The organism is Neisseria chenwenguii, from assembly GCF_002216145.1.
Classification (GTDB): Bacteria; Pseudomonadota; Gammaproteobacteria; order Burkholderiales; family Neisseriaceae; genus Neisseria; species Neisseria chenwenguii.
The window spans coordinates 1,157,706-1,184,126 of the sequence record NZ_CP022278.1; the positions used below are offsets into that span (position 1 = coordinate 1,157,706).

26 protein-coding genes are annotated in these 26,421 nt (G+C 55.8%); 9 read left to right on the top strand and 17 right to left on the bottom strand.

Annotated features, from left to right (window positions below):
• Positions 1–36 precede the first annotated feature (36 nt).
• A complete protein-coding gene (locus BG910_RS05730) occupies positions 37–1,272 on the top strand; it encodes an MFS transporter (protein WP_089036013.1) in 1,236 nt (411 codons plus the stop codon).
• On the top strand, positions 1,253–3,082 hold the full coding sequence (locus BG910_RS05735) for a trehalase family glycosidase (RefSeq protein ID WP_089037157.1): 1,830 nt from the start codon (positions 1,253–1,255) through the stop codon (positions 3,080–3,082). Before BG910_RS05730 ends, BG910_RS05735 begins: the two co-directional genes overlap by 20 nt.
• A 74-nt stretch (positions 3,083–3,156) precedes the next feature.
• Here the strand turns inward: BG910_RS05735 and murA are convergent, their stop codons facing one another.
• The 5 genes from murA to BG910_RS05760 all read right to left on the bottom strand — a co-directional run bounded on the left by murA (position 3,157) and on the right by BG910_RS05760 (position 7,460).
• Positions 3,157–4,410: a UDP-N-acetylglucosamine 1-carboxyvinyltransferase gene (murA, locus tag BG910_RS05740; protein ID WP_089037158.1), complete on the bottom strand. Its 1,254-nt coding sequence runs from the start codon at positions 4,408–4,410 to the stop codon at positions 3,157–3,159.
• Between the two features lie 193 nt (positions 4,411–4,603).
• Entirely contained in the window at positions 4,604–5,173 is a 570-nt protein-coding gene (gene rclC / locus BG910_RS05745; protein ID WP_089036014.1) for a reactive chlorine resistance membrane protein RclC, read from the bottom strand.
• 507 nt (positions 5,174–5,680) lie between these two features.
• A complete protein-coding gene (gene mltA, locus BG910_RS05750) occupies positions 5,681–7,009 on the bottom strand; it encodes a murein transglycosylase A (protein WP_089037159.1) in 1,329 nt (442 codons plus the stop codon).
• 8 nt (positions 7,010–7,017) lie between these two features.
• Positions 7,018–7,233, bottom strand: a complete 216-nt coding sequence (locus tag BG910_RS05755; RefSeq protein WP_089036015.1) for a hypothetical protein — start codon at positions 7,231–7,233, stop codon at positions 7,018–7,020.
• Entirely contained in the window at positions 7,212–7,460 is a 249-nt protein-coding gene (locus BG910_RS05760; protein ID WP_089036016.1) for a BolA family protein, read from the bottom strand. The genes BG910_RS05755 and BG910_RS05760 overlap by 22 nt, the downstream gene beginning before the upstream one ends.
• Before the next feature lie 213 nt (positions 7,461–7,673).
• Here BG910_RS05760 and BG910_RS05765 point away from each other — a divergent pair, with 213 nt between their 5' ends.
• The 4 genes from BG910_RS05765 to glmS all read left to right on the top strand — a co-directional run bounded on the left by BG910_RS05765 (position 7,674) and on the right by glmS (position 12,992).
• Positions 7,674–8,312, top strand: a complete 639-nt coding sequence (locus BG910_RS05765) for a pyrimidine 5'-nucleotidase (RefSeq protein WP_089037160.1) — start codon at positions 7,674–7,676, stop codon at positions 8,310–8,312.
• 118 nt (positions 8,313–8,430) lie between these two features.
• Positions 8,431–8,697, top strand: coding sequence for a spore cortex protein (locus tag BG910_RS05770; RefSeq protein WP_089036017.1), 267 nt, complete (start codon positions 8,431–8,433; stop codon positions 8,695–8,697).
• A 568-nt stretch (positions 8,698–9,265) separates the two neighbouring features.
• Complete coding sequence (gene glmU, locus BG910_RS05775) at positions 9,266–10,633, top strand: bifunctional UDP-N-acetylglucosamine diphosphorylase/glucosamine-1-phosphate N-acetyltransferase GlmU (RefSeq protein ID WP_089036018.1); 1,368 nt, start codon at positions 9,266–9,268, stop codon at positions 10,631–10,633.
• Positions 10,634–11,153: 520 nt separating this feature from the next.
• The gene (gene glmS, locus BG910_RS05780; protein WP_089036019.1) at positions 11,154–12,992 is read left to right on the top strand and encodes a glutamine--fructose-6-phosphate transaminase (isomerizing); all 1,839 of its coding nucleotides are present in this window, start codon (positions 11,154–11,156) and stop codon (positions 12,990–12,992) included.
• A gap of 62 nt (positions 12,993–13,054) precedes the next feature.
• On the opposite strand, the gene rarD is transcribed toward glmS, so the two are convergent.
• The 6 genes from rarD to BG910_RS05805 form a co-directional block, all read right to left on the bottom strand.
• Positions 13,055–13,957, bottom strand: a complete 903-nt coding sequence (gene rarD, locus BG910_RS05785) for an EamA family transporter RarD (protein WP_089036020.1) — start codon at positions 13,955–13,957, stop codon at positions 13,055–13,057.
• Positions 13,954–14,079, bottom strand: coding sequence for a hypothetical protein (locus BG910_RS12980; RefSeq protein WP_267897791.1), 126 nt, complete (start codon positions 14,077–14,079; stop codon positions 13,954–13,956). The genes rarD and BG910_RS12980 overlap by 4 nt, the downstream gene beginning before the upstream one ends.
• A gap of 10 nt (positions 14,080–14,089) precedes the next feature.
• Positions 14,090–14,356 carry a DUF3079 domain-containing protein gene (locus BG910_RS05790; RefSeq protein WP_089036021.1) on the bottom strand — a complete coding sequence of 89 codons (267 nt, stop codon included), beginning with the start codon at positions 14,354–14,356 and terminating at the stop codon, positions 14,090–14,092.
• Positions 14,357–14,568: 212 nt separating this feature from the next.
• A complete protein-coding gene (locus BG910_RS05795) occupies positions 14,569–14,874 on the bottom strand; it encodes a hypothetical protein (protein WP_232462247.1) in 306 nt (101 codons plus the stop codon).
• Between the two features lie 50 nt (positions 14,875–14,924).
• Positions 14,925–15,182 carry a bacteriocin gene (locus BG910_RS05800; protein ID WP_089036022.1) on the bottom strand — a complete coding sequence of 86 codons (258 nt, stop codon included), beginning with the start codon at positions 15,180–15,182 and terminating at the stop codon, positions 14,925–14,927.
• Between the two features lie 332 nt (positions 15,183–15,514).
• Positions 15,515–15,844, bottom strand: coding sequence for an FKBP-type peptidyl-prolyl cis-trans isomerase (locus BG910_RS05805; protein ID WP_089037162.1), 330 nt, complete (start codon positions 15,842–15,844; stop codon positions 15,515–15,517).
• Between the two features lie 129 nt (positions 15,845–15,973).
• Between BG910_RS05805 and BG910_RS05810 the strand changes: the two genes are divergently transcribed.
• On the top strand, positions 15,974–16,921 hold the full coding sequence (locus BG910_RS05810) for a D-2-hydroxyacid dehydrogenase (RefSeq protein WP_089036023.1): 948 nt from the start codon (positions 15,974–15,976) through the stop codon (positions 16,919–16,921).
• A gap of 283 nt (positions 16,922–17,204) precedes the next feature.
• Here the strand turns inward: BG910_RS05810 and dksA are convergent, their stop codons facing one another.
• From dksA to BG910_RS05825, 3 genes are all read right to left on the bottom strand, one after another.
• Entirely contained in the window at positions 17,205–17,621 is a 417-nt protein-coding gene (gene dksA, locus BG910_RS05815; RefSeq protein WP_089036024.1) for an RNA polymerase-binding protein DksA, read from the bottom strand.
• Between the two features lie 332 nt (positions 17,622–17,953).
• A complete protein-coding gene (gene proC / locus BG910_RS05820) occupies positions 17,954–18,751 on the bottom strand; it encodes a pyrroline-5-carboxylate reductase (RefSeq protein WP_089036025.1) in 798 nt (265 codons plus the stop codon).
• 250 nt (positions 18,752–19,001) lie between these two features.
• Positions 19,002–19,688: a YggS family pyridoxal phosphate-dependent enzyme gene (locus BG910_RS05825; RefSeq protein WP_089036026.1), complete on the bottom strand. Its 687-nt coding sequence runs from the start codon at positions 19,686–19,688 to the stop codon at positions 19,002–19,004.
• 138 nt (positions 19,689–19,826) lie between these two features.
• Here BG910_RS05825 and BG910_RS05830 point away from each other — a divergent pair, with 138 nt between their 5' ends.
• A complete protein-coding gene (locus tag BG910_RS05830) occupies positions 19,827–20,870 on the top strand; it encodes a type IV pilus twitching motility protein PilT (protein ID WP_089036027.1) in 1,044 nt (347 codons plus the stop codon).
• Between the two features lie 56 nt (positions 20,871–20,926).
• Complete coding sequence (locus BG910_RS05835) at positions 20,927–22,156, top strand: PilT/PilU family type 4a pilus ATPase (protein ID WP_089036028.1); 1,230 nt, start codon at positions 20,927–20,929, stop codon at positions 22,154–22,156.
• Between the two features lie 69 nt (positions 22,157–22,225).
• Here BG910_RS05835 and BG910_RS05840 read toward each other — a convergent pair whose 3' ends face one another.
• The 3 genes from BG910_RS05840 to BG910_RS05850 all read right to left on the bottom strand — a co-directional run bounded on the left by BG910_RS05840 (position 22,226) and on the right by BG910_RS05850 (position 26,331).
• A complete protein-coding gene (locus BG910_RS05840) occupies positions 22,226–23,530 on the bottom strand; it encodes a M16 family metallopeptidase (protein WP_089036029.1) in 1,305 nt (434 codons plus the stop codon).
• 592 nt (positions 23,531–24,122) lie between these two features.
• Entirely contained in the window at positions 24,123–25,451 is a 1,329-nt protein-coding gene (locus BG910_RS05845; RefSeq protein WP_089036030.1) for a M16 family metallopeptidase, read from the bottom strand.
• Positions 25,452–25,575: 124 nt separating this feature from the next.
• Entirely contained in the window at positions 25,576–26,331 is a 756-nt protein-coding gene (locus BG910_RS05850) for an ABC transporter permease (RefSeq protein WP_089037163.1), read from the bottom strand.
• Positions 26,332–26,421: the final 90 nt, after the last annotated feature.

The window sequence follows — 26,421 nt, forward strand, 5'->3', positions numbered from 1 at the left end:
TTCATCGACAACCGGAAGAGAAAAAAAGAGAAGCCTATGAAACACCTCGGTATCAAACTTGCGCTGTTCATCAATTATTTTGTGTTTGCGATATTGCTCAACAGCGTCGGCATCGTCATCAAGCAGTCGCTCGCCAATTACGGCGTAACGGAAACGGAAGCCAGCATTCTGGAGGCATTCAAGGATTTGCCGATTGCCGTCGTTTCTTTTTTCGTAGCATCGTTCCTGCCGAAATTCGGCTATAAAAACAGTATGCTGTTGGCGTTGGCACTGGTTTTCGGCGCGTGTCTGTATATGTTTTTCGGCAACAGCTTCGGCGCGTCGCAGGTATTGTTTTTGTGTATCGGTGTGGCGTTTGCGTTTATCAAGGTATCGGTTTATTCGATGATCGGCCTGTTTACGGAAACAAAAGAGCAGCACAACAGCTTTATGAGCTCGATTGAAGGCTTTTTCATGATCGGTATCGCCTCGGCTTATTTCCTGTTTCCGGCATTTTTCGATGCCGCCGACCCGAACGCTTGGCTGCGTGTTTATCTTTTGCTCGCGGGCTTGATTGCGGTTGCGTTTTTCCTGCTGCTGTTTACCAAGGTTGATGTGGATATTCCGAAATCGGAAGGCAGTTTGGCTGACGATTTTACCGGCATGCTGAAACTGGTGGCATTGCCGCTGACGATTTTTTTCATATTGAGCGCGTTCTGCTTTGTGATGGTGGAACAGGGCATCATGACTTGGCTGCCGACTTTTAACGAAAAAGTGCTGTCGCTGAACGACACCCTGAGCGTACAGATGGCGAGCATTCTCGCTTTGTCGCTGGCGGCCGGGCGTTTTCTGGCGGGGCAACTGGTGAAAAAAATCCATTGGGTGGCACTCTTGACCGCCTGCCTGCTGATCTCTGCCGCGATTGTGGCCTTCGTATTGCCGCAGGCGTTGAACACCAGCCCGCAAACCATTCATTCTTTTAGCGAAATCCCAGCCATCGGTTTTATCTTCCCCTTAATCGGCCTGTTTATCGCCCCCGTTTATCCGTTAATCAGTTCCGCCACACTTTCCGCCCTGCCGCAACGTATGCACAGCTCGATGACCGGCCTGATTGTGATTTTCTCCGCACTGGGCGGTACGCTCGGTTCGCGGATTATCGGCATGCTGTTCGAACATGTCGGCGGCGCACAGGCGTTTTACTTCATGCTCATTCCGATCGCCGTTTTGATTATTGCCCTGCTTTTGCTGAACAAATTCATCAAGGATTACGAACATGCGCATCCGCAAAACTGACACCCTGAAAACCCTGCTTGCCCAAGAAGACACCGACGGCAGCAACACCATCACCATCGACGACACCGGCCCCAAACACTACACCGTGCGCGGCGAAAACGGCGAAACGCTCGAAGTGAAAGGCACTTACTATCTGGCCAACCTGTTGCAGGAAGTATGGCTGGGCAACGGCGAACTGGATGAAGAAAAAGTCTTCATGAAGCCGCTCGAGCGCGTTGACCACCTGATGAAAACCCACTACTGGCACACCCTCAGCCGCCGCATGGATGCGGACAACATTCTCGCCACGCTGTCCGACGAAAAGCGCAGCAGCGACAAAGCCTATCTGTATGTTCCGGCTGCCGATTCAGACGGCCTCGAATACTACCGCCGCATCACCGCAGCCCATCCGCAAATCGAAATCGTCGAACTGCCTAAGCCGCCGTTTTCAGACGGCCTGCTCGCCGAAATCGACCGCAAACCCGGCCTGCTCGCCCTCAAATACGACAAAACCGCCGACGCACCGCTGCCCTATGTCGTACCCGGCGGGCGGTTCAACGAAATGTACGGCTGGGACAGCTACTTCATCGCACTCGGCCTGATGGCGCACGACCAATACTATTTGGCCAAAGGCATGCTCGAAAACACCGCCTACCAAATCAAGTATTACGGCAAAATGCTCAACGCCAACCGCAGCTACTACCTTACCCGTTCGCAGCCGCCGTTTTACACACCGTATCTGAGCGCGTTTTACCGCCGCTACGCACAACGCCTGTCTGAAAACTGGCTGGCCGAACATCTGGGCATCGCCATCGACGAATACCAAAACGTCTGGATGAACCCGCAAACCCATCTCTTCGCCGATCTCGGCCTCAACCGCTATTTCGACGAAGGGCAGGGCCGTCCCAAAGAAACCGAGCCGGGCCATTTCGACTTCATCCTCAAACAATACGCTGCCAAACACGGCCTGAGCCTTGAAGAAACCGAACGTGCCCACGATGAAGGCCGCATTAAAGACGCGGATCTCGACCGCTACTTCGTACACGACCGCGCCATGCGCGAAAGCGGCCACGACACCACCACCCGCCTCGACGACGTCTGCGCCGACACCGCCTGCGTCGACCTGAACGCCATCCTCTACCGCGTCGAAACCGACATCGCTGCCCTGATTGCCGACTATTTCCCGCAAGGCTTCGAACACCGCGGCGAAACCCACACCACAGAGCAGTGGCAGCAGAAAGCACAAGCACGCTGCAACGCCGTACAGCAATACCTGTGGAACGAAGAAGACGGCACGTTTTACGATTACAACCTTGCCCGCAAAACCCAAAACCGCTTTGTTTCCGCCACCAACCTGCTGCCCCTGTGGGCAGGACTGTGCAGCCAAGAACAGGCCGAACGCACCGTCAAATCCCAGCTCGGCACGCTGCTCTGTGCCGGCGGTATCGCATCGACCGCCCCCATCGGCGCGGAAGTCCGCGGCCCCGAACGCCAATGGGACTACCCCTACGGCTGGGCGCCGCACCAGATACTCATCTGGGAAGGGCTGCAACGCTACGGCTTTGAACAGGAAATGCACGAAGCCGCTTACGCATGGGTGCGGATGATTGTCCGCGCCACCGTCGAATACAACGGCCTGATTCCCGAAAAATTCAACGTCGTCAAAGGCTCGCACAAAACCGACGTCGAATACGGCAACGTCGGCGCCGTGTTTGACTACGTACCCGCAGGCGGCTTCGGCTGGACCAACGCATCGCTGGTACTCGGCATCGCCAAGCTGACCGACGCGCAAAAAGCGGAATTGGATGCCTTGGCAGACAAAATACCTTAATGATGCCGTATCACGTTATACAGGCCGTCTGAAACGTTTCAGACGGCCTGTAGTTTGTTTTTAATACACCCAATTTATCCGCGCACGCGCTCGATTTTTGCGCCGACGGCGCCGAGTTTTTTCTCAATGTGTTCATAACCGCGGTCGAGGTGGTAGATGCGCTCGACGACGGTTTCGCCGCTTGCTACCAAGCCTGCCATCACGAGGCTGGCGGAGGCGCGCAGGTCGGTGGCCATCACGACCGCGCCGGAGAGCGATTCCACTCCTTTGACAAACGCGGTGTTGCCCTCGACGGTGATGTTCGCGCCCATACGGTTGAGCTCGGGAACGTGCATGAAGCGGTTTTCAAAAATGGTTTCGACCACGCGGCAGTTGCCTTCGGCGACGGCGTTCATCGCCATAAATTGAGCCTGCATATCGGTGGGGAAGCCGGGGTGGACGACGGTGCGGATGTCCACGGCTTTGGGGCGTTGCTGCATGTCGATGGAAATCCAGTCGTCGCCCGCTTCGATAACCGCGCCGGCTTCGGTCAGCTTGTCGAGCACGACTTCCATGGTTTTCGGCGCGGCGCGGCGCAACACGACTTTGCCGCCGGTCATGGCGACGGCGCAGAGGAAAGTTCCTGCTTCGATACGGTCGGGAACGACGCTGTGTTCGCAGCCGTACAGCTCTTTCACGCCCTCGACGGTCATGGTCGGCGTGCCGATGCCGCTGATTTTCGCGCCCATTTTCACCAGACATTCGGCCAAATCGACGACTTCCGGCTCGATGGCGCAGTTTTCCAAAATGGTCGTGCCTTCGGCCAGCGTGGCGGCCATCAGCAGGTTTTCCGTACCACCGACGGTTACGACGTCCATCGATACGCGCGTGCCTTTCAGACGGCCTTTGGCCTTGACGTAACCGTGTTCGATCACGATTTCCGCGCCCATTGCTTCCAAGCCTTTCAAATGCTGGTCAACGGGGCGCGAGCCGATGGCGCAGCCGCCGGGCAGGCTGACTTCGGCCTCGCCGAAACGGGCGAGGGTCGGGCCCAGTACCAAAATCGACGCGCGCATGGTTTTCACCAATTCGTAAGGCGCGTAGGTGTTGCTGACCGTGCCGCCGTTGATTTCAAACTCGTGGATGTTGTCGGTCAGGACGCGCGCACCCATGCCCTGCAACAGTTTCTGGGTGGTTTTGACATCGGCCAGCATCGGCACGTTTTTCAGGCGCAGTGTGCCCGCGGTCAGGAGGCCTGCACACATCAGCGGCAGGGCGGCGTTTTTCGCGCCGGATACGGTAATTTCGCCGTGCAAAGGGCCGTTGGCGGAGATTTTCAGTTTATCCACAATGGTTCTTTCGTTAGCCATGCAAGCTTCACGTCTTGCAATAAAAATAGGGGGCAAAAGGAAATTATAAGGGAAAATTTTCCCACCATGCAAAATTTCCCAACCCTTACCCAAGTGATAAAAATGCCGTCTGAAAATCCAATGAAGATTTTTCAGACGGCATGTTATTTCTGTTTCAAATCAAACATTAAACTTAATTTTCTTTACGGCGCAAAATGGTTTTCGCCGAATCAACCATCGCCACAAAACCGGCGGCGGTCATCATCGCGTCTTTCAACACCAAACGGCCTGCACCTGAAAGATACGGAAAGCCCGTGTGCGCATCCGCGCCGCGTACCCACGTTTCCGGCGTAAAAATCAGAAAAGTGTAGGTCACAAACGGGGTTAAGAAACACAAAGTCGCGCCGATTAAACCCAGCGTCGGCGAAATATAGTGCGACAAAATCAGCAGCGCAAAAATAATTTCCACCACGCCCAAGCCGTTGGAATAGCCGTAGGTATTATTGGTCAGATGCCAAGCGCGGTGTTCCGGAACCAGCGCACCCTCGTGATTCATATATTGCGCGTAGTTGGCCGGGTCATTATACAGCCAAGACATAAACGGGCTGTTGGCCACAAACGGCACAATGCTGTCGGCCTCATAAGGAATAAATTTTAGCCAGCCAATCCATAAAAACACCAGCGCAATCGAAATGCGGCACAAATGTACGCCCAGCTGCTCGGAATTAGCGATTTTTTGAACAATGTGTTGATAAAAGCTCATGATAACCTCTTGTGATAATGATTGGAGTAAAAACTTTAGCGCACATTATCGTTTATCTAGAGATTACTAGAACCGCCAAAAAATCGCATAGTTTGGTTATATCTGCTCAAGTGATTGAAATTTATATTTAAATTGGGTATTTAGAGTTAGAAAACATGAAAGTGCCGTCTGAAAGGAAATTTCTTTCAGACGGCATGGTTGTGTATGAGGAACGCAAGTAGGGTGGGTACTTGTTGCCCACGCAGAATCATGCTATCTGAAACTTCGCTTTTGCTTCGCAGCGCATAGGTCGGCTATGCTTAGCCAACATCTTGAAATTCACCGTAATCAGGAATAAAAAACAGTTACTTTGATTTAACCGTTTTGTCGGCTAAGCATAGCTGCCGTAGGGTGGGTGTAAACCCACCATTTCCAGAACAATCAATGCATTGGTGGGTTGGCATCCACCCTACCAAAATGCCGTCTGAAAAAAATTTTCAGACGGCATTTATTTTCTAAACCCACTCTTTACGGACGATACTCGGGCTGCATACCGTTGGGCAGGAGCTGCCACACATAACCGGTGGTTTTCTGTTTGCCCGCAAGGTTGCCGGCTTCCTCGCCGTAGCCCCAAAAGTAGTCCACGCGCACGGCGCCTTTAATCGCGCTGCCGGTGTCCTGCGCCATAATCAGGCGGTTTAGGGCGCGGCCGGTGGCCGGGTGGGCGGTGGCGACAAACAGCGGCGCGCCCAGCGTGATGTAGTGGCGGTCAACCGCGCCGGCGTATTCGCCCATCAGCGGCGTACCCAAGGCGCCGACCGGCCCCTGGTCGCTGCCGCCGCCAAGCGGGCGGAAGAAGACGTAGCTCGGGTTTTGTCCCAACACTTCGGCGAGTTTGCCCGGATTTTGCTGCATATAGGCTTTGATGCCCTGCATGGTGGTCTGGCCGAGTTTCAAATAGCCTTTGTCGGCCATGTAGCGGCCGATGGAAACATAGGGATATTCGTTTTTGTCGGCATAACCCAGGCGGACAAACTGCCCGCTCGGGGTTTTCAGACGGCCTGAGCCTTGAATCTGCATGAAAAAGAGTTCGACCGGATCATCGGCGTAACCCAAAATCGGGGCTTTGCCGTTGATGGCGCCGCCGTTGATCTGGTTGCGGGTGTAATAGGGAACGAAGCGGTTGCCTTCAAAACGCCCTTTGAGCGCGGTGGTGCGCGGGCTGACGGGGAATTTCGACAAATCGGCGCTGTATTGCCCCGCGCTGTCGATGGCGCCGCTGTTTTGGCCGGTCGCGCGCACGCGCACGGTGGTTTTACTGCCGCGAAGGTTGGCCGGCAGCGGCACGGAAACGAAGTCGCTCGGAATGCCGTAAATCGGGAAACGCGCTTTGGACGTCCGGCGGGTGTCGCCGTGCAGAACCGGCTCGTAATAACCCGTTACCGTACCCGCCTGCGAGCCGTTGGCGCTGACCTGCCAGGGCGTGAAATATTTCTCAAAAAAGGTTTTGGCGGGGAAATGGTGGTTGGACGTCTGCATCGCCTGTGCGCACACATCCTGCCAACCCTCGCGGCTCTTCAGTTTTTCGCAGCCGAGTTTGAACGACTTGAGGCTGCTGACGAAATGCTGGAAACCCCAATGCGGCAGCGCTTCGTGTTTCACTACGGTATAGCTTGCTCCGCCGCCGGGGGTCACGGTCGTCCCCAAGGGATGCGGCGTACCGGTCGGACGGTCGGCGCCTTTGACGACAGGCGTTTCGTAAGTCGGCGTTTTTTTAGGGGTTTTGCTGCTCGGACAAGCCGCCAGAATCGCAGCCACAGCGCCCCAAAGCGCCGCGCGGAAAACGGTTTTTTTCAACATGGTAATCAGGTTTCTTCAATAACAAGGCCGTCTGAAAAAATTTCAGACGGCATAAAATGAATCGGAATATCAAACATTTGAGTTCGACTTAAGGCGGATTCTAGCACATAACCCGCAGCGGGTTTAAGCGCGGCGGGCGGAACGGAGGCCGTCTGAACAAATCTTTTCAGACGGCCTCCGTTATTTAAACGGCCGGCGCTCAAGCCTGTTTGGCCGCCCATTCCGCGGGCGTGGCGGCAGTGGAAACGGAGAGCGCGTGCAGCTCGTTGCTGTCGAGATGGGATTTCAAGCCGTCTTTAATCAGGCGGTGGCGCGCCAGGCGGGCTTTGCCTTCGAAATCGGGGGAAACGATGACGGCGAAAAAGTGGTGGCCGTCGCCTTCGACTTCGACGTATTCGCAGTTTACAACGCCTTCAATCAGGGCTTTTACTTGTTCGGGGGTCAGCATGGTTGTTCCTTATAAATTCCAATAAACAGAAGCGGCGATTATACCGAATTCGCGGCGGCAGGCTGAGGGTTTCAGACGGCCTTTTTTTGACCGATGGCGTGCCGTCTGCGCTGCGCCCGGCGTACACGCCGGCCTTTTCTGCGTTCCGAATCTTTGCCAAGCGCCGCGCGCCGTGCCATCATAACCGCCTTTCAAATTTCCGCGCCGTTTTCCATGCAACCCGTCTGGCTGTTCGACCTCGACAACACTTTACACAACGCCGATGCCGGCATTTTCCGCCTCATAAACCAAACCATGACCGACTACCTCGCAGGCCGTCTGAAACTGCCGCGCGAAGAAGCCTCGCAGCTGCGTCAGGATTACTGGCACCGCTACGGCGCGACGCTTGCGGGTTTGCAGCGGCACCACCCCGAAATCGACGTGATGGAATTTCTGCGTGAAAGTCACCCGCTTGACGAAATTTTAGCCAAATTGACTCCGGCCGCCGGAACTAAGCAGGTTTTAAACCGTCTTAAAGGGTGCAAAGCCGTCTTTTCCAACGGCCCCACGTTTTACGTCGAAGCCGTCGTCGGCGCGCTCGGTTTGTCCGACGAATTTGCCCTGCTGGCCGGTACCGACAGCTTCGGCCTGCTCTACAAACCCCACCCGCAAGCCTATTTAAACGTCTGCGCCCGCATCGGCACCGCGTCCGGGCAGTGCATCATGGTGGACGACAGCGCCGACAACCTTCACGAAGCCAAAAATCTGGGCATGCAAACCATCTGGTTCGGCCAAAAAGCGCACGATTTGCCGTTTGTCGATTTCGCCGCACCCGATATGGCCGCATTGGCTAAATGGGCGGAAACGCTGTAAACGCCTGTCGCATTGTTCATACGCCGAAGCTGCGTTCCCTGCGTTTGGCGATTCCACTATCCCCCGCCCGCGGGTACAATAAACACATTGTCAAATCCAACAGAATAAAGGACTCAAAATGCGTTACCTCCTCCTCGCCCTCGCCGCCGCAACCGCCCTCGCCGGCTGCACTTGGGAAACCTACCAGAAACCCGACGGCCACACCGCCCTGCGCCAGAAATACGCACCCGGCACCCGAGTCGTTTACCAAGACGGCACCTACTCCCGCAATATGCGCTACAACCAGTTCCGTCCCGAACAGCGCGCCATCCAGCCCGACAACGCGCCCGCCCGCGAAGTGCGCGGTACGCATTGGAACAACCCCGAAGCCGCGCCTGTTCAGTAATATTTGTTTAGGCCGTCTGAAAAGTTTGCCGCCCCGCAAACCTGTTCCCTCTCCTGTCGTCAACGAGAGGGTTAGGGTGGGGCAGCCTCCATACAGCAGCGTTTGGACTTTGTTTCCCAAAACATTTTTTCAGACGGCCACCGTTTTGCCCTCTCCCCAACCCTCCCCCGCGGGGGAAGGAGAGTAGTACGTAGGTCGTGTTAGTCCGCCGCAAGCGGACGTAACACAACAGAGAAAGTTGTTTTTCAGACGGCCTACCGGCTTTTTGCAAATTAAATCCGTAAAAACGGCTGATTTCCGACGCCAAATCTTGGCGTTCCTACTATCTGTCCCTCTCCTGCACCTTGCGCAGGAGAGGGACAGATTGCAGAAACCTGACCGTTGCCGATTTTGAGTCCGGCCGAAGCCGAAAACGCTGGAAACATCAGCGTTTCAGGCTTTCAGACGGCCTTTGGAATTTATTCCGGACAACAGTGCGCACAGGCGAATCCACGCCTGATTTCAAGAATTCCAGACGGCCACACCCCGTCAAACCGCCGCCGCGACGCGGCCAAACCGAGAGACCATCATGAGCCAATCCCCTTTAAACATCGTCATCCTCGCGGCCGGCAAAGGCACGCGCATGTATTCTAAAATGCCCAAAGTGCTGCACGAAATCGGCGGCGAACCGATGGTGCAGCGCGTGATTGACACCGCCGCGCGCCTCAACCCGCAAAACATCTGCGTCGTCATCGGCCACGGCAAGGAGCAGGTGTTGGCCAAAGTCAAACGCGACGTCGTCTGGATCGAACAGACCGAACAGCTCGGTACCGGCCACGCCGTCAAAATGGCGCTGCCGCATCTGCCCGCCGAAGGGCGCACGCTGGTACTCTACGGCGACGTGCCGCTCACCGACACCGCCACCCTGCAAGCCCTGCTGGAAGCCGCCGGTGACGAAGTGGGTCTCTTGACCGACGTGTTGGACAACCCGACCGGCTACGGCCGCATCATCCGCGAAGGCGAAAAAGTGGTGGCCATCGTCGAAGAAAAAGATGCAAACGCCGCGCAAAAAGCCGTAAAAGAAACCAACACCGGCATTCTCGTCCTCCCCAATGCCAAGCTCGAAAGCTGGCTGGGCAGCCTCTCCAGCAACAATGCGCAGGGCGAATACTACCTCACCGACCTCATCGCGCTGGCCAATTCAGACGGCATCGCCGTGCATCCCGTGCAAGTGCGCGCCTCCCACCTCGCCGCCGGCGTCAACAACAAAGTCCAGCTCGCCGAACTCGAACGCATTTTCCAAACCGAACAGGCGCAGGAATTGCTCAAAGCCGGCGTTACCCTGCGCGACCCCGCCCGTTTCGACCTCAGAGGCCGTCTGAAACACGGCCAAGACGTCGTGATTGACGCCAACGTCGTTATCGAAGGCGAGGTCGAAATCGGCGACGACGTAGAAATCGGCGCCAACTGCGTGATTAAAAACGCCAAAATCGGTGCCGGCACCAAAATCGCCCCGTTCAGCCACCTCGAAGACTGCGAAACCGGCGCCAACAACGCCATCGGCCCCTACGCCCGCCTGCGCCCGGGTGCGAAACTCGCCGACGACGTCCACATCGGCAACTTCGTCGAAGTCAAAAACGCCAGCATCGGACAAGGCACCAAAGCCAACCACCTCACCTATATCGGCGACGCCATGGTCGGCAGCAAAACCAACTTCGGCGCCGGCACGATTACCGCCAACTACGACGGCGTGAACAAACACCAAACCGTCATCGGCGACGAAGTGCGCATCGGCTCCAACTGCGTCCTCGTCGCCCCCGTCAAACTCGGCAACCGCGCCACAACCGGCGCCGGCAGCGCAATCACCAAAAACGTAGAAGACGGCAAACTCGCCCTCGCCCGCGCACGGCAGACCGTGATTGAAGGCTGGGTACGGCCGGAAAAACCGAAGAAGTGAGGGTTTGAACAAATCTTTCAGACGGCCTGAGACTTTTGTAAAAAACAAATCAAATCCGCAAATGTGTGAACGTCATTCCCGCGCAGGCGGAAATCCGGAAGTTTGGGTTGGGTAATGTTTTTAAAACAAACAGTTGCCTGAATTTAACCTCCTGGATTCCCACCTGCGCGGGAATGACGGATTTGACGTTTCAGCGCCGTAGTAGGGTGGGTGTAAACCCACCGTTTGGCCGTAGGTCAAAATTCAAACGATTGAAATTCCGAAAGCGTTTTCCTGTCTTTCGAGCAGGCGGTGGGTTTACACCCACCCTACGGCTGCATCTGCAAATCCACCGTATTTTCAGACGGCATTCAAACGGGTTTGCTTGAGGCCGTCTGAAAAAATAACCGCCCAAATAAAAACCCACCCGTCCGCCCCCAATCAGGCGTATCATCTCGCCGTAATATTTTTCCCGTAAGGCCGTCTGAAAGTCGGCCGGCCTTATATTTCCCCGTAACCTTTTGATACTAAGGAACTTACTATGTGCGGTATCGTCGGCGCCATCCGCGCCAAACACAACGTCGTCGATTTTCTGACCGACGGCCTCAAACGCCTCGAATATCGCGGCTACGACTCTTCCGGCATCGCCGTCCACACCGGCGAAAAAATCAAGCGCGTGCGCCGTGTCGGCCGCGTCCAACTGATGGAAGACGCAGCCAGAGAAAAAGGCATCCACGGCCACATCGGTATCGGCCACACCCGTTGGGCCACTCACGGCGGCGTTACCGAGCCCAATGCCCACCCGCATATTTCCGGCGGCAAAATCGCGGTTGTACACAACGGCATCATCGAAAACTTCGAAGCCGAACGCGAACGCCTGCAAGGTTTGGGCTATGTGTTCGAATCGCAAACGGATACCGAAGTCATCGCCCACAGTGTTGCCCACGAATACACCCAAAACGGCGGCAACCTTTTTGAAGCCGTCAAAGCCGCAACCACCCGTTTCCACGGCGCCTACGCGATTGCCGTGATTGCGCAGGACAACACCGAAGAAATGGTCGTTGCGCGCATGGGCTGCCCGCTTTTGGTTGCGTTTGGCGAAGACGAAACCTTCATCGCCTCCGACGTTTCCGCCGTCATCGCGTTCACCCGCAAAATCGCCTATCTGGAAGACGGCGACATCGCGCTCTTAAACGCGCAGGGCTTTGAAAAACTCATCGACAAAACCGGCGCCGAAGCCGTCCGCAAAGTCAAAGTCTCCGAACTCTCGCTCGCCTCTTTAGAACTCGGCCCATACAGCCACTTCATGCAGAAAGAAATCCACGAACAGCCGCGCGCCATTGCCGACACGGCGGAAGTTTTCCTCGACGGCGGTTTCGATCCGGACAACTTCGGCGACAAAGCGCGCGAAGTATTCAACGACATCACCGGCATCAAAATCCTCGCCTGCGGCACATCCTACTACTCCGCGCTGACCGCGAAATACTGGCTGGAAAGTATCGCCAAAATGCCGACCGACGTCGAAATCGCCAGCGAATACCGCTACCGCGACGTGATTGCCGATCCCAAACAGCTCGTCATCACCATTTCCCAATCCGGCGAAACACTCGACACCATGGAAGCGCTGAAATACGCGCAATCGCTCGGCCAAACCCACAGCCTGTCGATTTGCAACGTGATGGAATCCGCCCTGCCGCGCGAAAGCGAATTGGTGCTCTACACCCGCGCCGGCGCGGAAATCGGCGTCGCTTCGACCAAAGCGTTCACCACCCAACTCGTCGTCTTGTTCGGCCTGGCCGTCACTTTGGGCAAAATGCGCGGCTTCGTCAGTGAAGCGCAGGCACGCGAATATGTGGAAGAGTTGCGCCAACTTCCGGGCAGCATCCAGCACGTTCTCAACCTCGAGCCGCAAATCGCCGCTTGGGCACAGAAATTTGCCAAGAAAAACAGCGCCCTGTTCCTCGGCCGCGGCATCCACTTCCCCATCGCCCTCGAAGGTGCGCTGAAGCTGAAGGAAATCACCTACATCCATGCCGAAGCCTATCCCGCCGGCGAACTCAAACACGGCCCGCTGGCGCTGGTTGACGAAAACATGCCCGTCGTCGTCATCGCGCCCAACGACTCGCTGCTCGACAAAGTCAAAGCCAATATGCAGGAAGTCGGCGCACGCGGCGGCGAATTGTTCGTGTTTGCCGATTTGGACAGCAACTTCAACGAAGCCGAAGGCGTACACGTTATCCGCGCGCCCCGTCATGTCGGCGTTTTGTCGCCCATCGTGCACACCATCCCCGTGCAGCTCCTCTCCTACCACGCCGCCCTTGCGCGCGGTACGGACGTGGACAAACCGCGCAACCTGGCCAAATCGGTAACGGTTGAATAGGCAGGGTCGGGCGTTTTAATACGCCGTTAAAACCAAAACGGTAAAAGGCCGTCTGAAATTTTTCAGACGGCCTTTCTCCTCACTGCGCCAAACGCGTACACCACGACTCCCAGCCAGACCCAGGCGTAGCCGGCGAAGCGGTGGATGTCGAAGGTTTCGTGAAACAGGGCGAGGCCAAGGACGAACTGCATGGTTGGGGAAAGATATTGGATCATGCCCAAATCGCTGAGGGAGATGCGTTTGGCGGCGGCGGCGAAGAGGAGCAGCGGGATGACGGTTACTGCGCCGGAGCCGATGATAACGGCGGTTTGCAGGGCGTTGAGGGCAGCGAACGAGATTGCGCCGTGTTGTGCGGCATACCAAAGATAGGCGGCGGCAAAGGGCTGCATCAGCAGCGTTTCGAGCGTCATGCCGGTGAGCGCGTCGAGCAGGGCGCGTTTGCGCAGGAGGCTGTAAATGCCGAAGCTGAACGCGAGCATCAGGGAAATCCACGGCATTTGTCCGGCGGGAACGGCAAGCCAGACGATGCCGGCGGCGGCGCAGGCGACGGAGAAAAGTTGCGTGCGCCCGAGCGGTTCGCCGAGAAACAGCCGTCCAAACAGGATATTGATCAGCGGTGCCATGAAATAGCCGAGGCTGGCATCGAGCACGCGCCCGCGCGAAACGGCCCAGAGATACACCAGCCAGTTGGCGGAAATGGCGGCGGCGGAACAGGAAAACACGGTCAGCAGACGGCGGTCGGCAAAGGCGCGCAACAGGCTGCGCCCCTGTTTCATGAAGAGCAAAACGGCGAGGGAAAACACGGCCGACCAGACGATGCGTTGGGCGAGTATCCAGTCGGCGCCGGCGCTGCTGCCGACCAGCGGATACCAGTAGAGCGGGAACACGCCCCACAGCAGGTAACAGCCGGCGGCGTAAACGAGGCCGGTGCGGTAGTCGGCAGATTGGGCGGGTGCGGGGTTCATGGGGAAGCGTTTTCAGACGGCATGGATTGGGGAAGCGGCTGTTTCAGGTCGGAATCTTTGCAAAAACCAAAAAGGCCGTCTGAAAACCATCGGGTTTGGCGGCGGCTGTTGTTTGAATCCATAACGGTTTTTTCAGACGGCCTTGTTTTTCAGCGGCAGTTTGATGTGCGGTTTGGCTGGTTTGGGCGCTTCTTTCAAACCCAGTTCGATTAATTGGGCTTCGCTCAGAAGGTTGCTCCAGTCGCCTTTTTTGTACCACTCGCGCCCGTCGAGCTCGATGGGATGCTGGATGCGCTCGCAGCCGTTGCCGCACTGCAAATCGTCTTCGCGGCAATATTTGTCGCAGCCCCAGCAGATGCGATCGGGATTTTTCGGGAAAATCGGGAATTTTTTGGCCATTGATGTGTTTTGAAACGGTTGTTCTGTTTGTGAAATTATAAATGATTTCAGCGGCCGTCTGAAAACACCCGCCGGGGTTTTACCTGATTTGCGGGATGTGTTAAGAAACATCAACGGTGAATGTTTTAAAGAAAATAAAGGATGGGAATACTGAAAATTTCAGAGGAGATTTAAACCGCTGACACGTTTTCAGACGGCATCAGATGCCGATATCAATCGTCTAAATCCAACTCTTTTTTTCTTTTTAAGTATTTCCACATCATCACAAATATCAAAACCGTAGAGAGTATGGCAACAATGCCATCGGGAAGAAAATGATCGTCACCAAGAAAATATTTCGGATTAATAATAAAGACGCTTAAAATGAAATTCGCAGCATGGGTAATAAAGGCAGAGCCAAAACAGATAACTGCAAAAGCTTTCCAGTAGTTTTTATGGAAACCCGCTAATATAACTAAATTTTTTTTATAATTTTTCCAAAATTTTTTCATTTCTGCACCCCATAGAATGATTTGCATATTCCATATCCGCCGATATTTCCCGACGGATATGAAATTATTGCAGCAGATTAATAACCGAACGATTTTTCTAAAACAACCGAACCCAATTTACCACCCAAATATCCACCTACAGCAGCACCAACCGCTCCACCAGCTACTATTCCAGCCGGGCCTGCGACTAATGTCCCCAATGCTGCGCCTGTATAGTAACCTGACATAACGCCGGTTCCTCCCCCGAAATATGTTTCTACATCCGATGCAATCGTTTTACCGATATCAAACCCACCGGAAACCTGATTCAGTTCATCCACAGTCAATGTTTTCATAGTATCACTCCTGAAATAAAAAATAAGTTGAAAAAATATCAGCAAACGTTTATTTCCGTCTGCCCCGAGTAAGGCTCGAATCTGCAAAAAAGTTTACATGATATTCGAAAATTAACCTTTTTAATTCAATACAATACATGAAATCCAAGTAAAAACACGCCTTAAAAAAACGAATCAGGCCGTCTGAAAAAACATTCAGACGGCCTATGCCGTTAATTTGATACGCTTTAAAACAGTATTTTGGGTAATGCCCGTTTTTCAAAAAAATTCCAATTTGGCACTGTTTGCGCCAAACGGAACAATTCCCGGACATAATCCAAGCGTTTACAAAATTATTCGTAAACTTTCAAGAGTTCGACTTCGAAAACCAGCGTGGCGTTGGGCGGAATCACGCCGCCGGCACCGCGTGCGCCGTAGCCCATTTCAGCCGGAATGGTCAGCTTGCGTTTGCCGCCTTCTTTCATACCGCCGAAACCCTCGTCCCAGCCTTGAATGACTTGGCCGACGCCCAGCGTGATAGTCAGCGGCTGGCGGCGGTCGAGGCTGGAGTCGAATTTGGTGCCGTCTTCCAGCCAGCCGGTGTAGTGGACGGTGATTTCTTTGCCTTTGACGGCTTCTTTGCCGCTTCCGGTTACGATGTCTTCAATAATCAGGCTCATGATGTTTCCTTGTTTTGCAGGTTGAAAAGAGGCATTAGGGTAGCACATTCCGGCGCTTTTCAGACGGCCTTGCGGCGGCGGCGGTTTTCAACATAATATGTTTCCCATGCCGTCTGAAAAAGGAGAAACCCCATGACCCTCAAAATCGTCGTCCTCGACAGAGACACCCTGCCCGGCCACAAATTCGCGTTCGACTTTCCCCACGGGCTGACCTGCTACGGCACCAGCCGCCCCGAAGAAGCGTCCGAGCGCATCCGCGGCGCAGACATCGTCATCACTAACAAAGCCGTCGTTTCCGCCGAAGCCGTCGCCGAAAATCCGCAGCTCAAACTGATCGCCGTCGCCGCCACGGGCGTCAACAACGTCGCCGTCGAAGCCGCTAAAAAAGCCGGCGTCGCCGTCTGCAACGTGCGCTCCTACGGTAACGAATCCGTAGCCGAACACGCCTTCATGCTGATGATCGCCCTGATGCGCAACCTGCCCGCCTACCAGCGCGACGTCGCCGCCGGCGCATGGCAGAAATCGCCGTTTTTCTGCCACTACGGCGCCCCGATGCGCGATTTAAACGGCAAAACCCTCGCCATTTTCGGACGCGGCAACATCGGCCGAACCCTCGCCGGCTACGCCCGCGCATTCCATATGAACGTCATTTTCGGCGAACACAAACATGCCGAAACCGTCCGCGACGGCTACGTTTCTTTCGACAAAGCCGTTCAGACGGCCGACGTCATCTCGCTGCACTGCCCGCTCACCGAGCAAACCGCCGACATGATCGGCGCCGCCGAATTCGCCCGCATGAAACCCGAAGCCATCCTTATCAATTGCGGCCGCGGCGGCCTCGTCAACGAACCTGCCCTCATCACCGCCCTGCAAAACGGCACCATCGGCGGCGCCGGCTTCGACGTCTTAACCCAAGAACCGCCTGTCAACGGCAACCCGCTGCTCTCGTACGGCCTGCCCAACCTCATCGTCACCCCGCATACGGCATGGGCAAGCCGCGAAGCGTTCGACAACCTTTTCAACATCCTGCTCGACAACGTCAACCGTTTCATCGCGGGCAAGCCGCAGAATTTGGTATAAACATTTTCAGACGGCCTGAAATCCGACCAAGGCCGTCTGAAAGCATTTCCCCTTGAAAACCTGTGGATAAAATTGTGAACAATCCAAACAGGCCGCCTGATTTTTCAGACGGCCTGTTTTGTTTATTTATAATTTTCAAAAAGTTATATAAAACATCACACCGTTTCCGGCATTTCTCTTGCAGTGAATATTTCGCCGCTCTAACAAAATAACGGTCAGCACCATTGCAAAAAGCCGTCTGAAAAATTTTTCAGACGGCTTTTTGGTTTATGCGTTTCACGGCTTAATCGGCAAACTGTTTTTTCATGCGTTCGCGGCGTTCCTGCGCTTCGACCGACAGGGTGGCGGTCGGGCGGGCAAGCAGGCGTTTGAGGCCGATGGGTTCGCCGGTATCGGCGCAGAAGCCGTAGTCGCCTTCGTCGATATTACGGATGGTGGCCTGGATTTTGGCCAACAGCTTGCGCTCGCGGTCGCGGGTGCGCAGTTCGAGCGCGTATTCTTCTTCCTGCGTGGCGCGGTCGGCGGGGTCGGGGGCGGACTCATGCTCTTGCAGATGGCCGGTGGTCACTTCGGCTTTTTCAATCAGTTCGTCTTGCAGTTTGACCAGAAGCTCGCGGAAAAATTCGAGCTGGTCGCTGTTCATATAATCTTCTTCGGGGCCATTCCAATTCAGAATGTCTTGTTCGGTCAGTTTTGCCATAATCTTTCTCTCAGTTGTAAGGTAGAGTGCCTTTAATTATTGGATTTTCAAGGCGGCGGAGATTGGAAACGCCGCATCATAGCATGGTTTGATTGGAGAATTTGCCGCAACCGTATGCTGATTTGCACTTTTTTGCGCTTTTCTTACATCACGGCATGGGTCTGTAAACGGCGGAAAATCAATGTTTGCGCGGGGTGTTCGGAGCGGGAAAAAACGGGGAAAACGGTGGAAAATTTTATGAGCATAAATACAACACGGCGATTGGGTGAAAATTTAGGAAAGGCCGTCTGAAATTCAGACGGCCTTTATTTTTTCCTGAGAAAACAACTGTTTCAGACGGCATCTGCCTGCCGCGCCATTTCCTGTGAACGGGCGACGCAGGCTTCCACGCCGGCGGCGATGGCGTCGGCGACTTTGTGCGCTTTAAAGGTTTCGACGGCTTCGTGGGTGGTGCCGCCTTTTGAGGTGACGTTTTTTTGCAGTTGGGCGAAGTCGGCATCCGTCTGCACGGCGAGTTCGGCGGCACCTTGAAAGGTGGCGGAAACGAGCCGTTTGGCGGTTTCGGGGTCGAAACCCTGCGCCTGCGCGGCCTCAAACAGGGCGTTCATCAGATAGAAAACATAGGCGGGGCCGCTGCCGCTGATGCCGGTCAGGGCGTGCATCTGCGCTTCGTCGGCGAGCCATACGGTCTGCCCTGCGGCGCGCATGATGCGGTCGGCCAAATCGTGGTCGGCGACGCTGGTTTTCGGTTCGGCAAACATGCCCGAAATCCCCAGCCCGATTTGCGCGGGAGTGTTGGGCATGACGCGCACGATGCGGCGGGTACCGCCAAGCATACGGCTCAGGGCGGCGACGCTCAATCCGGCGGCAACCGACAACACCAGCGCGCCGTTGGTCTCAATAGCCGCGCAGGCGGCGGCCATGTCCTGCGGCTTGACGGCAAGCACCAAAACATCGGCGGCAGTCAGCGCAGGCAGGGTTTCGGCGGTCGCCGCACCCAATTCGCGCGCGAGCCGTTCGCGTTTTTCGGCGCTGCGGTCGGCAATGTGAAGCTGCCAACCGCCCTGCCGCGCCAGCCCGCCGGCAATCGCGGCGGTCATGTTGCCGCCGCCTAAGAAACAGATTTTCATGTTTTATCCTTTTTGGTGGATTGTGGGATTGCGTAGAATTTTTCGGTAGTACGCCATGTCATTTTGGAATGCCTGCTGCTGATTCTGTCTGAAAAAAACAGATGGTCGGATTGGGTAATCTGCGCGGTACAGCAGGTTTGTACGGTTACGCCGCCTTTGGGCGGCTAACCGTACCTACTACCCTTGTAAAACGGCGGTTCGGCAAGTCCGTTCCACATAAGCCCGTCTGCAAACCAATTTTTCAGACGGCCTAACCCCGTCTGCCGAATATCGCGCTGCCGATGCGCACATGGGTTGCGCCGCAGGCGACGGCGGTTTCCATATCTGCGCTCATGCCCATGGATAAAACGTCGGCGGCGATACCCTCGGCGTTCAGATCCGTCAGAAGCTGCCGCATTCTGCCGAACTGCGCGCGCAATTCTGTTTCTCTGCTGCCGGCTTTGGCGACGCACATCAATCCGCGCACTTTGATCTTCGGCAGTTTCGCGACTTCCCGCGCCAGCGCGACGGCTTCTTCGGGGGCAACGCCGTGTTTGGCGGCTTCACCGGCGATGTTCACTTCGATGCACACTTGCAGCGGCGGCATTTCAGACGGCCTTTGCGCGCTGATGCGTTCGGCAGTTTTTAGACGGCCTACCGTGTGCAGCCAGTGGGCGCGTTCGGCAACGAATTTTGTTTTGTTTGATTGAACGTCGCCGATGATGTGCCAAACGATGTCGGGCAGGTCGGTGAGCGCTTCGGCTTTGGTATGCCATTCTTGGATGTAGTTTTCGCCGAAGTCGCGCTGCCCCGCCTGATAGATTTCGCGGATGTCGGCTTCGGGAAAGGTTTTGCTGACGGCAATGAGCTTCACAGCGCCTGTTTCGCAGCCGGCGTTTTGTTCGGCGCGGGCGATTTCGTTTAATACCGTTTGATAATTCTGTTGCAATCTTGACATGGTTTCGACCCTTTACGCAGCTGTTTGCCTAAATTGGTTTGTTAAAATACGTTTATCTATTTAAAATAAACAACATTATTATCAACAGACCCTAGACATCAATTCTAGCCCAAAATTCTAATCCCAAGAGGCACATTAATGCAGATTACCGACTTACTCGCCTTCGGCGTGAAAAACAAAGCATCCGACCTTCATCTGAGCGCAATGATGTCGCCGATGATCCGTGTTCACGGCGACATCCGCCGCATCAACCTGCCGGAAATGTTGGCCGAAGAAGTGGGCAACATGATTACTTCCGTGATGAACGACCATCAGCGCAAACTCTACCAGCAGGATTTGGAGGTGGACTTTTCCTTCGAGCTGCCCAACGTGGCGCGTTTCCGTGTGAACGCATTCAACACCGAGCGCGGCCCGGCAGCGGTGTTCCGTACCATTCCGAGCGTGGTGCTTTCGTTGGACGAACTCAAAGCCCCGCGCATTTTCCAAAAAATCGCCGACAATCCGCGCGGCCTCGTGCTCGTTACCGGTCCGACCGGTTCGGGTAAATCGACCACGCTGGCGGCAATGATCAACTACATCAACGAAACCCAGCCCGCGCACATCCTGACCATCGAAGACCCGATTGAGTTTGTGCACCAAAGTAAAAAATCGCTGGTCAACCAACGCGAGCTGCACCAACACACCCACAGTTTCGCCAATGCGCTGCGCTCTGCGCTGCGTGAAGACCCGGACGTGATTCTGGTGGGCGAGATGCGCGACCCGGAAACCATCGGCCTTGCGCTGACCGCCGCCGAAACCGGCCACCTGGTGTTCGGTACGCTGCACACCACCGGCGCGGCGAAAACGGTTGACCGTATTGTGGACGTGTTCCCCGCCGGCGAAAAAGAAATGGTGCGATCCATGCTGTCGGAATCGCTGCGCGCGGTGATTTCGCAAACCCTGCTGAAAACCGCCAACGGTAACAGCCGCGTCGCCGCCCACGAAATTTTGATTTCCACCCCCGCCGTGCGCAACCTGATCCGCGAAAACAAAATCGCTCAGATCAACTCCGCGCTGCAAACCGGCCAGGCACACGGCATGCAGACGCTCGACCAGGCGCTCCAGCAGCTTTTGCGCCAAGGCAGCATCAGCGCCGAAGTGGCGCGCAGCAAAGCGCAAAACGTGGAAAGCATGATCGGTTAAGGCCGTCTGAAAAAACCAACCCCACCGTTTTACCCTTTTCATTACGGAAAACAAAAATGAGCGACAACAATCCCTTACACGACTTACTCTCGGACATGGTGCAGACCTACGCGCAGAAAAACAACCCGCGCATTCCGACCCCCGCCGAAATCGGCACCCACCTCCACCCCATTCTCGACCGCATGTGTTCCGAAGCCGAAACCCGCGGCGCATCGGATATTTTCATCACCGCAGGTTTCCCGCCGGCGATGAAAATCAGCGGCGAACTTTCTCCCATACCCCACAAAGCGCTGACCGGCAAAGAAACTGCGGAAATCGTCGAATCCACCATGAATCCCGACCAGCTCGAAGCCTTCAACCGCGAATGGGAACTGAACTACTCCGTGCAATCGCGCAGCAACACCCGTTACCGTGTCAACGCCTACCACGAGCAAGGCCGCGTCGGCATGGTGTTGCGCCGCATCAACCAGCAGATTCCCGAAATCGAAGATTTGGGGCTGCCCAGCAAACTCAAAGAACTCGCCCTCGCCCCGCGCGGCCTGCTGATTCTCGCCGGGCCGACCGGTTCGGGTAAATCGACCACCATGGCTTCGATGCTCAACTACCGCAACCACAAGCTCGCCGGCCACATCGTCACCATCGAAGACCCGATTGAGTTTATCTACCAGCCGCGCCGCAGCATCTTTACCCAGCGCGAAGTCGGCGTCGATACTTCCGACTGGAAAGTCGCCATCCAAAGCGCCATGCGCCAAGCACCCGACGTTGTCTGTATCGGCGAGGTGCGCAGCGAATCCAGCATGGAATACGCCATGCAGCTTGCGCAAACCGGCCACTTGTGCGTCTTCACCATCCACGCCAACAACGCCACCCAGGCCATCGAGCGCATTCTCAACCTCTACCCCGAAGATCGCCGCAAACAGGTTTTGATGGACTTGGCGCTCAACCTGACCGGCATCATCGGCCAGCGTTTGGTGTTGAAGAAAAACCGCGCCCAGCGCACCGCCGCCATCGACCTGCTGATCAACACCCCCGCCATGCAGGATTTGATTTTCAACGGCGAACTGATGGACATCCCCAACCTGATGATCCGTTCGGGCGGCGACGGTATGCAGAGCTTCGACCAAAACCTGTTCGACCTCTACGTCAAAGGTTACGTCGAATACGACGAAGCCATGCGCCAGGCCGATTCCGCCAACGACCTGCGCCTGCGCATCCAGCTTCATGAAGAAGGCGGCAACCCCGACCGCCTGTTTGACCGCATCAGCGATTTGAATCTGATGACTTAACGCGCTTGGCGTTTGGGAACAGCAAAGGCCGTCTGAAAATTCAGACGGCCTTTTGTTTGCCTTAAAAACCTACTGCGCGCCCACCACCACAATATGCAGGTCGTCGAACTTCACGCGGCGTTGCCAGGCTTCTTTGACCTGCGCGGCGGTCAGTTGCGACACGGCTTGGGGGTAGGCTTCAAGGTAGTCGCTCGGCAGGTCGTGTACGCCGATCAGGCTCAGATAGCCGACCAGCTTGGCGTTGGAATCGAAACGCAGCGGGAAGCTGCCGATGATGTTGGCTTTGGCCTGCTGCAACTCGGCTTCGGTCGGGCCCTCGGCGATAAATTGTTCGATGACTGTCTGCGCGTCGGCCAGCGCGGCTTGGGTGTTTTTCTTCTGGGTGGAGAACGACACGGTAAACGGCCCTTCTTCCGTGGTGGGGCTGAGGCTGCTGTTCACGCCGTAGGTGTAGCCTTTGCTGTCGCGCAAAACTTTCATCAGACGGCTGTCGAAACCGCCGCCGCCGAGCACATAATTACCGGCCACCAGCGCGTAATAATCGGGATCTTTGCGCTTGATCAGCGGCATGCCGAGGATAATCTGCGCCTGTTCGCCCGCAAACGGAATATTGATGCTGCGCGCGGTCTGTTTGGCCACCGGCGGCATACTCAGGCTTGCACCGCTTTTGTCCGGCAGCCCTTTGAGTGCGTTTTTCGCCAAACGATCGGCCTGACGGCGGGAAACGTCGCCGACGATGGCCACCACGGCGTTGTCTTTGCCGTAACGGCTGCGGTGGAAGGCACGGATGTCGTTGAGGGTCACGCTTTTGATGCTGTCAACAGTCACGTTTGCGCTGTTGCCGTAGGGATGGTCGGGGTAGGCGAGTTTGGCAAACGCGCGGCCGGCGTTGTAATCCGGCGTGGTTTCCTGCTGCTGGAGCGCGGTTACGGCCTGCATCTGGTTGCGCGCAAATACGTTCGGATCAAAACGCGGCTCGGTCACGGCTTCGTTGAGCAGGCGAACGGAACGGTGCAGGCTGCGCCATTTGCTCAGGCTGCGCAGGCCGGCGGAAGCGGTTTCCTTGTCGCTGCTGCTGGAAATCGCGGCGGCAACGTCGTTGGCCTTGGCGTGAAAGGCTTCCTCGTCGAGTTTTTTCGTTCCGCCCGTCAGCAGCGACGCGGCAAACTCGGCCACATGGCTTTTACCCGCGGGATTGAACACGCTACCCGCGCCCTTGAAGCTGACCTGCATATCGACGATGGGATTTTCGTGCCGCTCGACCAAGAGAATCTGCGTGCCTTCCGCCGTTTTCCAGCGTTGGATGTTGACCGCGGATTCGGCGGCCAGCGGCAGGGCGAGAAGGAAGAGGGGAAGGAATTTTTTCGCGGTCATGGGGGAGCTTTCTTCAAGGCCGTCTGAAATCCGGTGATCGCTGGGCAACGTCGAATCATTCAGACGGCATGGGTGCGGGAAATGTTTCTTAGGGGTTTATGGGGAACGGCAAGGGGGCGGGTTTGTGCGGTTTACGTTTTTCAGACGGCCTGAGATTGATTTTCAAGGCGGCAGGTGCGGTTAGCCGCCTAAAAGCGGCGTAACCGTACGCTGCTATATCTGCAAACATCTGCCGCAAATGCCGTCTGAAAAATCAGGCGGCGGATTCTGCGATTCGTACAATACGGTTGGTGCAGGTTTGTGCGGTTACGCCGCTTTTAGGCGGCTAACCGCACTTACGGCTTACTTTACAAACGGTTAATAACAAGCAATATCTTATTTTAAAATAAGTTTCAGAAATTCGGGCGTGGATTCCCGCCTGCACGGGAACGACGTCCGTGAAATTTCGCTTGCCGAAGCGCTTGTACGGAACGTAGCCGAAGTTTCAGACGGCATCTAAACGCCATTTAAAGGCCGTCTGAAAACTCCCACCGCAAATCCCCCCACGTCCCGCCGGCAAATCCTTACTAAGACAGATGCCGTCTGAAACAGTTCACTTTTTCGCCGGTGCTGCCGCAGCCGCCGGTTTGACGACGACCACGCTCGAGCGGCTGTCGGTCAGGAGTTTGGCGGCTTCCTGCACGTCTTCCGCGCTGACTTTCTGCAAACGGCGGCGGATTTCGGCTTCGTCGCTGTACCGGAAACCGCGCGTTTCCAGCTGTCCCATCAGCGAGGCTTGGGAAACGATGGAATCGCGGGCGTAGATTTCGGAGGATTCGGCGATGTTTTTCACGCGCTTGAGCTCTTCGCTGCTGATGCCGTTGTCGGCGATGTCTTTGATTTCGGCGCGCATTTGCGCGAGCAGGGTTTGCGAGGAAACGCCGTTGTTGGGCATGGCGGTGAGGGTAAACAGCGGCATTTCGCGGCTGAGGATATCGTAGCCCGCACCCGCGCTCAAGGCGATTTGTTTGCCGCGCACGAGGTTTTTGTCGAGGCGGCTGGAAGAATTGCCGGCGAGAATGTCGGAAAGCACGTCAAGCGCATAGGGCATTTTGTCGTCGGTTCTCCGCAGCGCGGGCACGCGGTACGACAGTGCAATCAGTGGCTGGCGGGTTACTGCGGAAGTGGTTTCCGCGCTCACGGGCGCGCGTTCTGCCGCTTCGTTGATCTGATTGCGCGGCGGCTGGTTTTTGGCGGGAATACTGCCGAACAGCCGTGCGGCGGTTTGCAGCGTGCGCTTGGCATCCACATCGCCGACGATGACCAAAGTCGCATTGTTCGGCGCGTAATAGCGTTGGTACCAAGCGCGCAAATCCTCGGCTTTGAGCGTGTGCAGGTCGTTCATATAACCGATGACGGAAGCGCGCAGCGGCGCGGAAGTGAAGCTGTTGAGGTAGATGTGTTCCCACATTTTGCCGGCGGCGGAATCTTCGGTGCGCTGGCGTCGCTCTTCGCGGATAACGCTCATTTCGTTGGTAAATTCTTTGTCGCTGAAATTGAGGTTCTGCATCCGGTCAGCCTCGAGCTTGAGGATTTCGGGCAGGTTCGCCGCGGCGATGTTTTCGTAATAAACCGTTTCGCTGCGGTTAGTGTAGGCGTTGAACTGCCCGCCCAGCGCAGCAACGCGGCGGCTGAATTCGCCCGAGGGTACGGTAGGCGTGCCTTTAAACATCATGTGTTCGAGCGCATGGCTCAACCCCGTTTTTCCCGGCTGTTCGTCCACGCTGCCGACTTTGTACCAAAGCTGGGAAACCGCCACCGGCGCGCGTTTGTCTTCTTTCACGATGACTTTCAGACCGTTGGGCAGCGTTTCCGAGAGCGTCTGCGTCCAAGCGGGTACGGTCAGGCAAACAAGCAGCGGGAAAAGGGATTTGCGTAACATATTGCTTTCCAAACAAGATTTGATTTTCTTTAATGATAACGGTTTGTGCCAGAATGATAAAGGCCGTCTGAAAAGATTTACTTTTCAGACGGCCTGCACCTGTCTGCTTCAAACAGGAAACCGCTCACTTCCGCAGTTTCCAGCCCGAAGCCAAAATCCACCATACGGCGGCGGCCAACACCAGCGTGGTGCCGCCGACCACGGCCAGCGATTGCAACGGCGGCACGTCGCTTGCGCCGAAAAAGCCGTAGCGGAAGCCGTCGATCATATAAAAAACGGGGTTGAAGCGGCTGACGCCCTGCCAAAACGGCGGCAGGCTGTGGATGGAATAAAACACACCCGAGAGAAAAGTCAGCGGCATGATAAGGAAGTTTTGGAACATCGCCAGTTGGTCGAATTTTTCCGCAGCAATACCCGCCAGCAGGCCGAACATACCCATAATCGCCGCGGCCAAAACGGCGAAAACGAGTATCCACAGCGGCTGAAACGGCATGGGCAGGCCGAACGGCGCGGTTACGGCAACCACGCCAGCGCCGACCATCAGCCCGCGTACCATAGACGCACCGATGTAGGCGGAAAAAAAAGCGGCGTTTGACAGCGGCGGCAGCAGGATAAACACGAGGTTGCCCGCAATCCGCGACTGAATCAGGCTGCTGGATGCGTTGGCAAAGGCGTTTTGGGTCAGGCTCATCATGGCCAAGCCGGGAATCAGAAAGGCGTTGTAGGAAACGTCGGGCAGCGCTTCGATGTGGCGGCCGACGGCGTGGGAAAAAATCAGTTGGTAGAGCAGCGCAGTCAGCATCGGCGCGGCGACGGTTTGCAGCCCGACTTTCCAGAAGCGCAGGATTTCTTTTTTAAACAGGGTGTAAAAACCGGTCATGGTGTGTTCCTCAGCATTTTGCTGTTTTTTGTTTTCATAAGGCCGTCTGAAAAATCCGGCAGGTAGCCAACTTCTTACCATATCACGACA